The following is a 15,381-nucleotide window of genomic DNA, read 5'->3' on the forward strand; positions in this document are numbered from 1 at the left end:
TCCAACATTGTTTTCACAATCAACAAAAAATCTGAACGATTAAAAGTGAGAAACTCTCAATCGTTCAGGTTTATCATTGGCTGAATTACTTATGTCCCAGCCTCTTTTCATTTGAAAATTCTATATTTTCAATAGGTAACTTTTTCTTTTAGCGATAGCCATGTACGGTCTTTTATTTTTTGAACTAATACTTCCTGTTCAAAGAACGCAGAAAGCCGATCCTCCGTTAACAAATCAGCTGTTTTGCCAGCCGAAAACACTCGTCCTTCTTTCATTAGCATAGTATGGGTAAAGCAGGATAAGATTTCCTCTACATGATGCGTCACATAAATAAGAGTTGGACCATCTGGTTCTATCGCAATCTGCTGGATTAACAATAGTAATTGCTCTTTAGCTAAAAGGTCTAAACCTGTACACGGCTCATCTAGAATAAGAAGCTTTGGAGACGCCATCAATGCGCGTGCAATTAACACTCGTTGACGCTCACCTTGAGATAAGGTGCGATATAGTTGATTTGCAAAGTGCTGGCACTTAAGCTGCTTGAGCAGTTGGTTTGCACGTTTTATCTCTTCTTGAGTTACGCTTTCATACAATCCAATTGAAGCAAACTTACCGCTTAAAACAATCGTGATTGCCGTTTCATCCTCAGGAAATCTCTGTTGTAACGACGAACTGACCCAGCCAATTTCTTTGCGCATTTCTGGCAAATTAGTTGCACCAAACGTATGATTTAAAATCGTTGCTTCTCCTTTAGTTGGCCATATGTATCCATTTATAACGTTTAAGAGCGTTGTTTTGCCACAGCCATTTAAGCCTAGTAAACACCAATGCTCGTTTTGATTGATTTCCCACGATATGTCGTTTAGCAGCAATTTGTTTTCGCGTATAAGTGAAATATTTGTTAATTCTACAATATTAGTCAACTGACACCCCTCCAGCTTGAATTGAATAAACATCAATAGGTTTATCCCACTTTATAATCTGCTTTTCTTTTTTCATTCCTATTTTTACCACTACTTTTCGCGATGCGTGATGCTCTGGATCAATTAAAGCTGTAATCCTCGTTAACCCAAGGTTTTGAAACCCGTGGTTAATACAACTTTGAGCCGCTTCGGTTGCATAGCCTTTCCCCAAAAAATCTTGAAGAAATAAATACCCTAACTCTACTTCTATGGTGCCATCAACCTTTTGCAACAACAAGCCACACTGCCCGATAATTTGTTTTCCCCCCTTTTTTTCTACGGTCCACAAACTAAAGCCGTAGGACATATCATGATTTTGGACAGATTGAATCCACAGCTTGGTTTCATCCATGCTTTTTGTATGAAGATAGAATTTCATCGCTTTTGGATCATTAAATATTTGAAACAGCGCTTGATCATCAGACGCTTTCATCTTTCTTAAAATTAACCGCTCTGTTTCTATTATAGCAAGATTCATCGCTCGACTCCTTTTTAAGTTTATGATGATAAATACAGTTTGCGAAATGCCTTAGGGGTTAATTTTTCATATTTCTTAAACTGCTTAATAAAATAGCTGACATTTTCATATCCAACAAATGCTGCAACTTCTGAGACAGACATTTGGCTATGTTTAATTAAGAGCTCCTTCGCTTTTTGAATGCGCACTCGCGTAACGTATTCGATTGGTCTTAAACCAAAAGCTTGCTGAAATAAAAGGCACGTATACTGAGGCGTTACGTTTAAAGAGTGAGCAATAGCATCTAGGGTTACAACACTAGCATACGAACCTTCAATATAATCAATGGCAGGCTGAAGCTGCGCGTGGTGCTCATGTCTCGTTTTTCTTTCAGACAGCAAGCAGTCATTTTGTAAATGAAGTAAAAAGCTATAAATTAACTCAGAAGCCTTTAAGCTACTTGATGATCCTTTGCTTTCGAACGCTGTAATCATATCATTTAGCTTTTGCAAAAGCGTTTCAGCATACGTTACCTTAACCTTTGTTGAGTTTAGCAAGCCAAATGTTCGAAGAGTTTCATTGATTTGTGCTCCATTAAACGAAACCCACCATACTTCCCACTGTTCACTTAAAGGATAATATTCATGCGGAACATGAGGAGTTAGAAAAAAACCTTCATTCTGTTCAATTGTATACGCTTCGTTATTCACACAAAGCTTCCCCTTCCCACTCATACACTGAATCCACTGAAAGTCTGGAAACTCGTGTTCACGTGCGATATGAACTTGATGTTTCCAGTACCCTACGCTTGAGACATAAAAGGGTAGGCTAATATCTAACTCTGTTAGTGTTGGAAAAATTGCTTTATCCATTTAACTCCCTCTCCTGCTCATCATTCTTCATATGAATTTTGTTATATTTTTTTAAAATTGTCTGATTGATTCGCTTTTTAGTAAGCGTTATCATATTCATATACCATTATAAATGAATAAGGGATGGATGAACATGTTAAAAACAATTAAAAAATTCAGCTATACTCCACCAGCAAACGGGTTTCCTGAATGGAATAACAATCCTGAAATTTTCCAATTAAATCGCTTACCAGCTCATGCAAATACGACAATTTATCAAACGCCAGAACAAGCCTTACACTCTAATACCTCATCTTCTTACTATCAGTCTTTGAATGGAGATTGGAAGTTTCAGTGGGTACCGCGCCCTGATGAACGCATTATGGATTTCTATCGCAAAGATTTTGATCATAGCGCGTGGGAATCCATTTCGGTCCCTTCCCACTGGCAGCTTCAAGGAGACGATTACCCACAATATACAAACGTGACGTATCCTTGGATACATCATGATGATATTAAAGCACCTTTTGCACCAACTAACTATAATCCTGTAGGACAATACACGCGCACTTTTACAGTAGATAAAAGTTGGAACAATCAGCCTATCTATCTTAGTTTTCAAGGAGTAGAATCCGCTTTTTATGTATGGGTAAACGGTGAACTAGTCGGATACAGTGAAGATAGCTTTACGCCTGCTGAGTTTGATTTAACTCCTTATATTCAAGAAGGTGAAAATAAACTAGCTGTAGAGGTATATCGTTGGAGCGATGCTAGTTGGCTTGAAGATCAAGATTTTTGGCGAATGAGCGGAATTTTTAGAGACGTTTATCTATACTCTACTCCTCCAGTTCATATTGTTGACTTTACCGTCCGCGCACAGCTAGATGACAAATATGTGAACGGAAAGCTAACGATTTCTGCTGATATTACGAATTATATCGAACAAATTGCTGAAAACGTAACGCTTGAAGCCATGCTTTATGATGCTGAGCTTAAAGAAGTGCTGAATCAGCCATTGCAAACATCTCTTTCAGTACATGAACAAGAGACTGCTTTGCTTGAAGCAGGCATTGCCTCACCAAACAAATGGAGTGCAGAAAGCCCTTATCTCTATACGCTTGTGCTAACCTTGAAAGGTGGAGACGGAAACGTAATTGAAGCACAAAGCTGCAAGGTTGGATTTCGTACATTTGAATTAAAAGATGGATTAATGAAGATTAACGGCGAAACAATTGTTTTCAGAGGCGTAAACCGCCATGAGTTTTCTGCGACGAAAGGTAGAGCCGGCATTACAAAAGAAGATATGCTCCATGATATTTTATTAATGAAGCAGTTTAATATTAACGCAGTGCGCACCTCTCACTACCCTAATGCTTCAGGCTGGTACGAACTTTGCGATGAGTATGGCCTTTATGTAATTGACGAGACAAATCTGGAGACTCACGGGACATGGAGCTACCTGCAAGAAGGGGAACAAGATGCAATCCCGGGAAGTAAGCCTGAATGGAAAGAAAATGTTTTAGATCGCTGTCGCTCTATGTACGAACGTGACAAAAACCACTCTTCTATTGTCATTTGGTCACTTGGAAACGAATCGTTTGGTGGGGAAAATTTCAAGCATATGTATGATTTCTTCAAGCAAAAAGATGATACGCGCCTCGTACATTATGAAGGAATATTCCATCACCGAGATTACGATGCATCTGATATCGAAAGCACGATGTACATTAAGCCGGCCGACATTGAAAAATATGCGCTGATGAACCCTAAAAAGCCTTATCTTCTCTGTGAATATAGCCATGCAATGGGGAATTCGTGCGGTAACTTAGCTGATTATTGGAATATTATTAATCAATACCCTATCTTACAAGGCGGCTTCATTTGGGATTGGCGAGACCAAGCTCTTGAAACAACAACAAAAGAAGGAATTACTTATTTAGCATACGGTGGTGACTTTGGAGAAAGTCCACATGATGGCAATTTTAGCGGTAACGGACTTTTATTTGCTAATGGTGACGTGACGCCAAAGCTGTATGAAGTTAAAAAATGCTATGAAGCTGTATCATGGAAGGCTACTGATCTTAGACAAAAAACCTTTACTGTCCCAAATGATTACTTGTTTACAAATTTAAAAGATTATGAGTTTACGCTTACAGTGACAAAAAATGGTGAAGACATTTATAACTATTCGTTTATAGTAGATGTAAAACCTCAAACAACAAAAGAGATTCAATTACCGTTGGATGATTATAAAAAATCCCAAAACGATGATGAATTTATTGCTACTCTATCAATGAAATTAAAAAGCCAGACCAAGTGGGCTGACAAAGGTCATGAAGTAGCATTTGAACAGTTTATTCTACCGGCACAAGTTGCTTCACAACCTGCAGCTGAGACAAAAGCGCCACGTGCTATAAAAGATACATGCCAAGAAATTACGATTAAAGCTGACTCTGCTACCCTTACATTTAACAAAGAATCTGGGTTGTTAACTTCTTATTTATGTAAAGATACCGAATTATTGCTAGATGGATTGCAGCCAAACTTTTGGAGAGCAGTAACGGATAACGACCTGGGTAACAAACTTCAAGAGCGCTGCCAAGTTTGGAGAGAAGCAAGCCTTAACAGAGAGTTGGAATCGTTCAGTGTACAAGAACAGCAAAACCATATAGCTATTACCACACGCTTTTGCTTTCATGCGCTTGAAAATACAACCTGTGAAATTGTGTATAAAGTAGATAACAGCGGACAGGTTGCCATTCGTCAAACTCTCGTTCCGAGCAAGACGCTGCCTGAAATTCCTGAATTCGGCTTACGCTTTACTATGCCAAAAGAATTTAACCAGCTCTCTTGGTACGGAAGAGGACCTCATGAAAATCATTGGGATCGCAACACAGGAGCAAAGGTTGGTTATTATACAAGTGATGTAAAGTCACAGGTAACACCTTATTTACGTCCACAGGAATGCGGGAATAAAACGGACGTTCGTTCAGCACGCGTTCTCAATGAAAACAGCGTTGGTTTCTCAATTAAGGGTACACCAACCATTGAATTAAGTGCATTACCGCACACTCCGTTTGAACTTGAAAGCTATGATCATCATTACAAGCTGCCTGTTAGTGATAAAACGTCCATTCGCATTAACTATAAGCAAATGGGTGTAGGCGGTGACGATAGCTGGGGAGCAAAAACGCATCCACAGTATACGCTATACGCTAACCGTTCATATGTGCATGAATTTATGCTGAAACCAATGGTTTAATTACCTAAAAGGTCTGGGCCATACGTATGTTAGCTAACGAGATATCCAAACTGTTGAAAGTTAAACACTTTTGATCGTTTGGATGTCTTTTATTAGTTCCAAAAACAAGTTAAAAACTAGTGGAATGAAGCACTAGAAGAAAGCCTGAGACCTCGCAACGCAAGCGAGAAGGCTCAGGTTCCTCCCTGCGGAAAGCGAGTATCTGCAGCGCAATGGAACAAACCATACTTAACTCCTGCTTCTATTCATGCCAACTTATTTTTAAAATATGGTTGATTTCTACTTGATTACCTGGCAAGCTTAAGGAGGAACTAAAATTTAGAAGAAAGAATAAATAGGTGAACACATGATCGAAATTAAGGCCTCAACATTAAGTGATGGTGAATTTAATCGCGGGGTATTTGCAACGCAAGATATTAAAAAAGGTGATTTAATCCACGAAGCACCTGTTATTGCTTACCCTAACGAAGAACATGAACATATTGAAAAAACGCTTTTAGCAGATTATTCATTTGAATATGGCATTAATCATTCTGCTATTTTATTAGGCTATGGGATGCTATTTAATCACTCTTATACCCCTAATGCTACTTATGAAATTAACTTTGATAAACACGTATTCGAGTTTTATGCCTATACAGACATTAAAGCTGGGGATGAAGTGTTAATTAACTATAACGGAGACGTTGACGACCAAGAACTGCTTTGGTTTGATAAGGAAGAAGAATAAAAGAACAGCCTGAGCTTTTTCTCAGGCTGTTTTCTTATTCCGTAATGGTAATCTGATCTTGGTCCTTACTTTCTACCCCTTCACTAAAAGTTAACCTTGTTTTAAACCTATACGATCGTTTATCGTTAGAAGGTAAAAGCTCTGTTGGTAAATCAAATGTAAAAGGGATTTTCTCTAGGTGTCCATTTTTAATTTTTCTTGATGTTAAAAGACTCGTTGAACCAATCATCACTTCTTCCTTACTTTGATGGTCTGTTACAATTAAGTCACACTCAATGCGCGTAATTTCCTGCTCAACAATTCCACCTTTTAAATGAAACTCCCCTTTGACAGACTCATCTTTGCAATACTGATCTTTTGATAAAATTAAATCAATCTGAGCTGAACCTACACCTAACAGGGACATATATTTTCGTAAAATCATGTTATTTTCTCCTCTACTGTCTATATTAAATGAAAAAAACCTCTACCAATGTGGTAAAGGCTTTAAACATAAATACAGACCTTTACCGTATGGGTAAAGGTCTTGCTAACAACCGTTCGTTGCCAATAAAGCCGAGAGCAACTGCTCTGAAATGACGACTTTATTGTAAAAGCTACTCCCCTCTAGGAGAACATTTTTCATTTATAAGCTTATATTAGTGGATAATCTGCATTTCTGTCAATATCCTTAAATACTTTTATGAAGTAATTTTTTCAGAAGCGGAAATAAAACATCTGGCAACTCTTTAATATCTGGTACTAGGATGCTATATTTCCCATACATATTTTGAATTGTTTTTCGCTGTCCCTCATCAATTTCACCGTTTGATAAAAAGACATTAATTACTTCCATTCCATGCTTTCTTGCTTCAAGCACTGCTTCATGCGTATCAACGATACCGTTTTGTTCATATCCCATCGCTGCAGGCTCTCCATCTGAAAATACGAGTAAAAATTTTTGTCTTTCCGTTCGCTTTAGCAAGCGTCTTGTCATGTGACGAATAGCAAATCCGTCGCGATTATCTTCCTCTGGCTCTAACTGCATAATTTCAGGACCGCTTTTTGGTTTAAGAGAAGATTGAAAGTCCATCACTGTTTTTAAATAGTTAGGCTGGCTTGTTTCAGTTGCATCGTTTGTATCTTCCCAAAACCCAACGATTTGATGTGGAACCCTCACTGATTTTAGCGCTTCGTGGAATAAGATAATTCCTAGCTTCGTTTCATCCATTTTGTCATACATTGATGCTGAGCAATCAACGAGTAGAGAGAAAACCGCGTCAATCTGCGGAGATTCTTGGTCTTTTTTATAAAACAAGCGAGGATTATCATCTGTCCATAGCTTTAATAACCTTTTATTTAAACGACCAAACTGAAGTTCACTTCTCGGTAACGTTTTTTTATGCTCTAACGTCTTCTCAATCATTTGTTTTAGCTTCTTTTGAAAAGATGAAATAAGCTGTTTATTTTCACCATACAAAGCAACTTCTTCGTCTGTGGGAATGGTTGGATCCACGAACACTGGAAACGCGTACTTATTATCTTTTCCATATTCATAGTCAGCTGCTCCGTCTTTTTCTGGATGCGTTTGATCCATTGCTTCCATCTGTGAGTAATCGTTTCGTGACGTTTTTTGTGAAGCACCTTGAACAATACCGAGCGCTTGATCACCATCGTCTCCTTCACGTACACCATCGCCTAGCATATCCGTTTTAGAGCCTTGATCCATATCAAATTGCAAAAAGCTTTGCGTTGCTTTACTTGTTTCACGGTGCCACATTTCCATTTTCTCTTCATGAATATCTTCATCGCCGTCTTGTTCATGCTCTAAAATATCATCATTTGCAAGTTTGGATTCACGTTTTAAATTGTCAAAAGTTAAGCCTGTCTCTAACTCTTCATAATCCAGCTCTGCCAAAAAGAAATACGTATTAAGCATGTCTTTGTCTAAAATATCATCAAACAAATCAACAAGCTCTAAGCAAATACGTGCAATATCTTTAGTAGTTTTCGCTTCATACACCTTCACTAGCTGGCTTCGAATAAATGGCATTGCCATATCAACCTCATTTGTAATGAACGGAATTTCTTCAAACGGGTTTTCCGCCGTTAATAAGAGATAGATGCCATTAAAGAGTGCATCGGTATGAACGCTTTTTATTAAATTTGCATTGAGCTGGGTAGCAAAATACTTACGGTATACGTTTCTGCGTGTGGCGAAAGCTTTCTTCGTACCAGGTCTTTCTTTCGTACATACATCTTCTAAACGTAAGTCTTCAAAAAGCATAAAGAGCTGTTTTGCAAGACTTGAGACAGATGAACGCTTCACTTTTTTCAAATACGCATTTACCTCTTGGAAATCACAGTGATAATAGCTTCCAATCGCTCTTAAAAACACGTCGCTTTTAAGGCCATACACTTTATCACTATCGGGTCGATTATCCCAGAAGTGACTTAGATAAATAATTTTCTGTAGCGGATCATAGTAAGAGGACACCCGATACTCAACTTCAATATCATCGTTTTTTGTAAGCGTTTTTGTTAAATCGGCAAGCTCCATATATAAAAATGAATCAACGTTTTTATCGTTAAATTTAATAAATCTCATAGCGCCACCCCTTATTCAAATAACGTTTCTGCAATATTTTGAATGGCTGCCTTTTCCCTTTCATCTTCTAACTTTTCAATAATCCCTCTTTTAATAGCACGCAGTGGAGGCATATATAACGCTAAATCGCATGTATCTAATAACGCGCGAATCGATGCTGCTTCTTCTGAAATATGACCGTTGCTAACCTGCGTGATTAAATCTCCTGAAAGCTGTACAAACTGGTTAATTAACTTTTCATCTTGAAGCTGTGATTGTGTTTTTAATACTTGTCGCAAGCTTTCTCCTTGAATATATGGTACATCGATAACAACAAATCGATTTTTTAATGCTTCGTTTAACGGAACCGTCCCAACATAGCCTTCATTAATTGCCGCGATTACACCAAAGGTTTCTTTTCCTTTTACGACTTCACCTGTAAATGGATTTGTAATCATTTTACGGTAGTCAAGAACACCATTTAAAATTGGTAGTGTTTCAGGCTTTGCCATATTAATTTCGTCTATATAAAGAAGCTGACCTTTCTTCATTGCGTTGATAACTGGTCCAGAAACAAACTCAATACCTTGCTTTCCATTTTTCTCAGCGATTGTTTTAAAACCTAATAACGCTTCAGCATCTAAATCAACTGAGCAGTTAACGCTGTGCATCGGTTGTGAAAACAAATAAGATAATGTTTCTGCAAGCTTTGTTTTACCAGAGCCTGTCGGACCTTTTAAAAGTACGTTTTTTCCGAGTGCTAAAGCAATAAGAGCATCTTCTAAGATGTCAGCTTCTTCTGCAGTATAGCCCCCTTTCCCAATTAAAAATTCATCTTCTGCTGTTAGCTTTTGTTTTCTTTCTTGAATACGAGTAAGTACCTCGCTTGGTAGTGCTAAATCTGTTAATTCAATTGCCATAATTCATATCCTTTCTCTCGGTTTGCTGTCTTCATTCTACAAGATTTTATTTGGGTTCTCAAAGGTTTTATGTCACGAAAAAAAGTAGGTGGATACCTACTTTTTCACAATTTTATAGTTTTTGTGATTAACGACTGTTTTCATTGATTCGCCTGTTTCAGCGTCTTTTCCAAAATCGACGATGACCGAGTTATCACGAACCACCATGACGATACCTTTGTATCCTTTAAAATCACCTTTTTTTGGCTGAATTGTGTCACCGACTTTTGCTGCTTTTACCTTCGGTGCTTGCTCTTCTGTTCCTTGTGTATTTTCTACATCCATGATGATCCCACCTTTGTATTTTATTAACTATATACACCTTTTATCTACAAAGCTTGATTTTCACCACTCGTTTGAGCTATCTTGTGACTTTTCCCGAAACTACTTTATTTCATACGTTTAAATAAAATTTTATGAGAGAAGTTTCAACGAGCGTCATTTTTAAAAATGCTATGTACGCCACCAATATGACAATGTATACCTTCTGAGTCTTATCATACCATTTTCTTGCCATTCCGAACACCAATTAAACCTTAGTTTTTTAAAAAAATGACATTTTTCATGGAATTTTGTCGAATTTCATCGCATTTTCTCTTCCATATGGTATGCTAACATTTATGTTTTATGCGCTTAGAAAACAGTTATATTTTCCTACATTATAATTAGAAACTTTTGACGAACATTTCCGTTAGTTAAAGGAAAGGGGGAGAAAATGGCACCTAAGCATCATTTCGAAGAAATTTATGAACAGCATATGCACGATCTTTTCCGCTATCTTCTCTCTCTTACGCGGCGGAAAGAAACTGCAGAAGACCTTATGCAAGAAACGTTTTATCGCGTACTGCTACATTTAGAAACATATAGCGGTGAAGAAGTAAAGCCTTGGCTGTTCAAAATTGCCTATCACGCATTTATTGATTGGTATCGAAAAGAAAAAAAGCGACCAACTGTTGAACTAGAGGAATGGCATTTTTCACCACAACCAAGTGCTGAAGAGAAGGTGTTTGTGCAAGATGAAATTAACACGTGGCTTTCAGAAGTATCCTCTCTTCCAGAGCCAAAAAGAAATATTGTACTACTTCGTGATTATCACGGTTTTACATATGAAGAAATTGCTGGGATGACTGGCTTTACTCTAGCAAAAGTGAAAATGGCTCTTTATAGAGGACGTCAGCAATTAAAGAAGAGAAAGGAAGAGAACGTATGAGCTGTCAAAATATGCAGCACCAATGGACAAAATACAAAGACGGAACTTTGACAGATGCAGAAGTAGAAGAGCTCGAACGCCACACTGAAGAGTGTGATGAATGTATGAATTATCTTCAAAACCTGCTTGATGAAGAAGAAATACAGCCAGTCACTGCTTCCTCTACGTTTGACCAGGAAAAAGCAAAGCGCTCAATGATAAGGGCGAAATGGAGACAACGCTTTACTAATGTATTGACTGTGCTAAGCGCTTTTATCTTACTTTGGTTAGGAGGCAGCTTTTTATCGGCTATTTACTATTCTTTCACTCCTAAAGGTGAATATTTACGAACTGTGGATAAAGCGGCGATTGAATCTGCTTTACCAAACATATATGTACAAAATTCAAGAACCGAAACGAAGCCTTTCTTCCGCTTACAAAATGAGTACACGCTGTATAAAGAGATTGGACAAGCGCAAAAAAGTGTCGGACAATATACGTTTCACCACCTGTTTGAACGGGTCACAAACGTCGACAAAAACTTTTTAAACGACCATTATAATATGAAGTTATCATTTGCTTATCCAGAGCGAGTAAAAAAAGAAAAAGACGCTTCTTTCTATCAAAAATGGTCGAATGAAACATGGGGAGCACTTGATCAACTCCCTGAAGGCACAGTTAGTGAAATTGCGCTTTCTTTTGATCAAGCCTATACTATGGAAGAAATTGAAGAGAAACTTAGCTCTACACTTTCAAGCGACATTTCACCCGTCTGGTATGCTTTAGACACTGGGTATGAAGCAAAAGGAAGTGATACAAGCAATCCGCTTGTAGATTTAACCTCATCTTTTGGGTTCCCATCAATGCTAGAGCTACCGTTTTATGAAGAAAAAGAAACCTTTACGGATGAAGAGCGCGTGGTGCAGCTACTGAAGCTGCTTGCTGATAACGAACGGACGGTTCAACAAATTAGATGGATGAACCCAGATGAACTTCAGTTAACTAACCGATACAAATTTGTAAAAAAGAACGGTGTTAAAATATACGGCATTGTCTTAACAGGACCAACAAAAGAACTGCTAAAACTAAAGAACGAACCGTCGATTACCTATTCTTCTTTAGGAGAAGTAGAGTTATGGAATTGGTTTACTCGTCCCACTCAAGGTACCTTGCATTAAAGCATGAGAACATTACGTTTTCATGCTTTTCTTTTTACATGCTATGATAAAACGAAAAGGAGTGAGGATTTTGAAGTATCTATCCATGTGGACTTTCCTTATTATTTATGCATGGCTATTAGCAGCAAAGGAAAAAACGACCTCGTCATGATGAAGTTGATCTCTGGGCAATTCGCAACAGTGGAGCCACTCGTCGTTATGATTTTTTCTTGTTTAGGACTATTCCCTCTTTTATTTGCATCACTAATTATGCCAAACGACTCATTTAAACTTCCAGGCTGGCCTTTTTCACTGCTCTCTTTTGGATTAGGAGCCTTCGCGCTTTTACCTTACTTTGTACTAAATGGCGAGAAATCAACTAAGAGTCGCGGATTTAACCTTCTAAACAAATGGTTAACCTCACCCACTTTCTTACTGTCTTTGTTGACAATCACTCTCATTCTTTATTTGTATGGTTTTGCAGCAGGCTCATTTTCAGGTTATATAGAAGCTTTCAAGCATTCTGAATTAGTTAGCGTTATGACCGTTGATTTTTTTGTCCTTACTTGGTTAACCTATATTCTTTTTAGGAGTCATCGCTACTGATTCATATGTGTTCTGCCTATCTTAGGGCCCCTCGTTTTACTTTTAACTATAAATCAAAAAACAACACATCTTTAAATACATTTTTTAGCATTAAATAATTATGTTGCATTTCCACAAATATTGCTTTATAATCATCTCTTGTACACATGATTGCGATTGTGTAAAATTCCTAACACACACCATGTATACCTTTTTAAAAGGTATACCTACATACCTGCGCTGTGCGTATACTCATGTTGTCTTAAACCTTTGAGTGTTAAAAGGGAGTTCAAAATTCAGTTGCGGATAGCATGCCCTTCTTGGGACGCTAAAACCGACTGTGCGAACACCCACCTAGTTGATCTGGGTATTTAAGACACTTCGAGTTACGGCAGTGCGGGCTTTTTATTGCATTTAAGTTTACATAATTATATTATTGTCTATTTAAAAGTAAATAGATACACGATGTTTAGTTTTTTCCAACGGTGGTATATCTTAAGTAAGACGATAAACTTAAGGAGCTGATTCAAATGAATAAGCAAGAAATGATGGATAAGTTATCGAACTTACTAGATGAAAACCGAGTGGGTACATTAGCGACCGTTGTGAATCAAAAACCTAATTCTCGCTACATGACGTTTTTTAAAAAAGATGGTGACATTACCTTGTACACGCCAACAAGCATAGCTACGCATAAAGCTGATGAAATTGATGAAAACGGCAACGTGCATATTTTGCTTGGCTATAACGGCGAAGGATACGGAGATAATTATGTAGAGGTGTCTGGAATTGCTAAAATTAATGATAATCAAGAGTTAAAGAACCGCTTTTGGAATGATCATATGTCACAGTGGTTTAATGGACCTGATGACGCTAACTACGTTTTACTTGAAATTACGCCTACTCATATCAAGTTGATGAATGAAGGGAAAGATACACCAACTTCTATAAGCTTATAGTGAAATGAAAAAATGCCTCCCGCAGGAGGCATTTTTTCATTTCACTGCTTGAAGCAACTGTTCTGCTGCTTGCTTAGGTGACATTGCTAAGCTAATCGCTGTAATAATAGATATACCGTCAGCACCACCTTGAATGACTTTCTCAGCATTTTCGGCTGTGATGCCTCCAATCCCTACAATTGGGAAATCAATCTTCTGTTGACGAGCTTGCTGAATTAAATTTGTGCCTTGAACAGCTTTTGTATCTGTTTTTGTAGTGGTTGGAAATACAGGCCCCATTCCCACATAATCCGCTTTATCTTTAATTGCTTGCTGTAGTTCTTCAATCGAATGAACCGACACACCGATTAGTTGATGAGGAGCCTTTTCTTTCACAATATACGCTTTCTCGTCTTCTTGACCAATATGAATACCATCAGCACCTAATTTGATTGCCAAGTCAACATCATCATTTACAATAAAAGGTACCTCATGCTGTTTACAAATTTGTTGAAGATCATAAGCAAGCTGATACTTCTCTTTTCCTTGCAGAGCTCCCTCTCCTTTTTCACGAAACTGGAACATCGTAATTCCACCCGCAATCGCTTCTTTTAATACGACTCGCGGATCTCCCTTACAATTATTGCTTCCCATAATAAAATAAACTTTTAGATACTCTTTAATATTCATCTTCTGTTAGCTCCCTTCTACTGCTGTTCAACTCTTGCTCCGCTTTTCACTTGTTCTGGATGAATATGGTGTAAAGCATCCAAAAAAGCGGTTTGAAAACTTCCTGGCCCTTCACCTGCTGCTTTATCAGCTGCCAGTTCAGCTGCGACTTCATATGCGCATAACGCCTCAAGAACTGCTTCAACAATTCTTTTCTTTTCAACTGCAACAAAGGCACCGATAACGGATGTTAATAAACAACCGGTCCCTGTTACATTGGCAAGCATTGAATGCCCGTTTGTGATAATATAAGCTGAATCTCCATCACTAACAACATCTTGTACACCCGTTACAACAACTACTGTTTTCAGCTGCTTTGCAGCCATTTTAGCTAACGTAACGACATCCCCTTCTTCAGGTGCTGCATCTACACCTTTTATCGCCCAGTTTTCTCCTACAACATTGGCAATTTCAGCAGCATTTCCTCGAATAACTGCTATGTTTACTTTATTTAATAACTCTCTTGCTGTAGCTGTACGAAATGGTGTTGCACCTGCTCCGACTGGATCAAATATAACCGGAACGCCTGCCTCATTCGCTGCTTTTCCTGCAATTATCATCGCTTCAACTTCAGTACTTGTTAACGTTCCCATATTAAGCACGAGTGCTCCAGCGATTTTAGCCATATCCGCAACTTCTTCTTTTGCATAAGCCATTACGGGCGATGCGCCTAAAGCCAATAAACCGTTCGCTGTAAAATTTGTTACAACAACGTTCGTCATATTGTGTACTAGTGGCTTTTCTTGTCTTACTTGAGATAATAAATGACCTATTTCCTTTTGGGCTGTCATTTTTCCATCCTCCTACCTTTCGATATAAAAAAGCACCCTGCATGAACGCAAGGTGCTTTTACAATCTACTCACATTCCCTACGCTGGCATTATCCAACAGGTTCAAATGGTCTATGATGGTTTCCTAATCATACTCTCAGCCTGCATCCGCAAGCTCCCCATTCTATTAAACTATAGTAAAAGTCTACTATATAAGTACGCTTCA

General features: G+C 38.1%; 15 protein-coding genes and 1 other RNA gene. 7 read left to right on the plus strand and 9 right to left on the minus strand.

Annotation, left to right across the window (positions count from 1 at the left end):
- Window positions 1–128 precede the first annotated feature (128 nt).
- The 3 genes from A2U94_RS06420 to A2U94_RS06430 are packed head-to-tail and all read right to left on the minus strand — an operon-like array spanning window position 129 to window position 2,291.
- Entirely contained in the window at window positions 129–914 is a 786-nt protein-coding gene (locus A2U94_RS06420) for an ABC transporter ATP-binding protein (protein ID WP_025910517.1), read from the minus strand.
- Window position 915: 1 nt separating this feature from the next.
- Window positions 916–1,440: a GNAT family N-acetyltransferase gene (locus A2U94_RS06425; protein WP_082823066.1), complete on the minus strand. Its 525-nt coding sequence runs from the start codon at window positions 1,438–1,440 to the stop codon at window positions 916–918.
- 20 nt (window positions 1,441–1,460) lie between these two features.
- Entirely contained in the window at window positions 1,461–2,291 is an 831-nt protein-coding gene (locus A2U94_RS06430; protein ID WP_025910519.1) for an AraC family transcriptional regulator, read from the minus strand.
- Window positions 2,292–2,424: 133 nt separating this feature from the next.
- On the opposite strand from A2U94_RS06430, the gene lacZ reads away from it, so the two are divergent.
- Window positions 2,425–5,532: a beta-galactosidase, LacZ type gene (lacZ, locus tag A2U94_RS06435; RefSeq protein WP_062954479.1), complete on the plus strand. Its 3,108-nt coding sequence runs from the start codon at window positions 2,425–2,427 to the stop codon at window positions 5,530–5,532.
- Between the two features lie 346 nt (window positions 5,533–5,878).
- Entirely contained in the window at window positions 5,879–6,262 is a 384-nt protein-coding gene (locus tag A2U94_RS06440; protein ID WP_025910521.1) for an SET domain-containing protein, read from the plus strand.
- A 34-nt stretch (window positions 6,263–6,296) separates the two neighbouring features.
- Here A2U94_RS06440 and A2U94_RS06445 read toward each other — a convergent pair whose 3' ends face one another.
- The 4 genes from A2U94_RS06445 to A2U94_RS06460 form a co-directional block, all read right to left on the minus strand.
- The gene (locus A2U94_RS06445) at window positions 6,297–6,686 is read right to left on the minus strand and encodes a sporulation protein (RefSeq protein WP_025910522.1); all 390 of its coding nucleotides are present in this window, start codon (window positions 6,684–6,686) and stop codon (window positions 6,297–6,299) included.
- 246 nt (window positions 6,687–6,932) lie between these two features.
- Window positions 6,933–8,849 (minus strand): vWA domain-containing protein, encoded by a 1,917-nt coding sequence (locus A2U94_RS06450; RefSeq protein WP_062686488.1) that lies wholly within the window; start codon window positions 8,847–8,849, stop codon window positions 6,933–6,935.
- Between the two features lie 11 nt (window positions 8,850–8,860).
- Window positions 8,861–9,748: an ATP-binding protein gene (locus A2U94_RS06455; RefSeq protein WP_025910524.1), complete on the minus strand. Its 888-nt coding sequence runs from the start codon at window positions 9,746–9,748 to the stop codon at window positions 8,861–8,863.
- A gap of 96 nt (window positions 9,749–9,844) precedes the next feature.
- A complete protein-coding gene (locus tag A2U94_RS06460) occupies window positions 9,845–10,075 on the minus strand; it encodes a DUF2187 family protein (protein ID WP_025910525.1) in 231 nt (76 codons plus the stop codon).
- A 427-nt stretch (window positions 10,076–10,502) separates the two neighbouring features.
- On the opposite strand from A2U94_RS06460, the gene A2U94_RS06465 reads away from it, so the two are divergent.
- The 5 genes from A2U94_RS06465 to A2U94_RS06485 all read left to right on the plus strand — a co-directional run bounded on the left by A2U94_RS06465 (window position 10,503) and on the right by A2U94_RS06485 (window position 13,677).
- Window positions 10,503–10,997, plus strand: a complete 495-nt coding sequence (locus A2U94_RS06465) for an RNA polymerase sigma factor (protein ID WP_025910527.1) — start codon at window positions 10,503–10,505, stop codon at window positions 10,995–10,997.
- Window positions 10,994–12,154: an anti-sigma factor gene (locus A2U94_RS06470; RefSeq protein WP_025910529.1), complete on the plus strand. Its 1,161-nt coding sequence runs from the start codon at window positions 10,994–10,996 to the stop codon at window positions 12,152–12,154. The genes A2U94_RS06465 and A2U94_RS06470 overlap by 4 nt, the downstream gene beginning before the upstream one ends.
- Before the next feature lie 147 nt (window positions 12,155–12,301).
- The gene (locus A2U94_RS06475) at window positions 12,302–12,739 is read left to right on the plus strand and encodes a hypothetical protein (RefSeq protein WP_152545194.1); all 438 of its coding nucleotides are present in this window, start codon (window positions 12,302–12,304) and stop codon (window positions 12,737–12,739) included.
- Between the two features lie 208 nt (window positions 12,740–12,947).
- Window positions 12,948–13,125: non-coding RNA, 6S RNA (ssrS, locus tag A2U94_RS06480), on the plus strand.
- A 123-nt stretch (window positions 13,126–13,248) separates the two neighbouring features.
- Window positions 13,249–13,677: a pyridoxamine 5'-phosphate oxidase family protein gene (locus A2U94_RS06485; RefSeq protein WP_025910531.1), complete on the plus strand. Its 429-nt coding sequence runs from the start codon at window positions 13,249–13,251 to the stop codon at window positions 13,675–13,677.
- A gap of 36 nt (window positions 13,678–13,713) precedes the next feature.
- On the opposite strand, the gene thiE is transcribed toward A2U94_RS06485, so the two are convergent.
- Window positions 13,714–14,346 (minus strand): thiamine phosphate synthase, encoded by a 633-nt coding sequence (thiE, locus tag A2U94_RS06490; protein WP_025910533.1) that lies wholly within the window; start codon window positions 14,344–14,346, stop codon window positions 13,714–13,716.
- Between the two features lie 17 nt (window positions 14,347–14,363).
- Window positions 14,364–15,176, minus strand: coding sequence for a hydroxyethylthiazole kinase (thiM, locus tag A2U94_RS06495; RefSeq protein WP_025910534.1), 813 nt, complete (start codon window positions 15,174–15,176; stop codon window positions 14,364–14,366).
- Window positions 15,177–15,381: the final 205 nt, after the last annotated feature.

The organism is Bacillus sp. VT 712, from assembly GCF_001614195.1.
GTDB classification, from domain to species: Bacteria; Bacillota; Bacilli; order Bacillales; family Bacillaceae_H; genus Priestia; species Priestia flexa.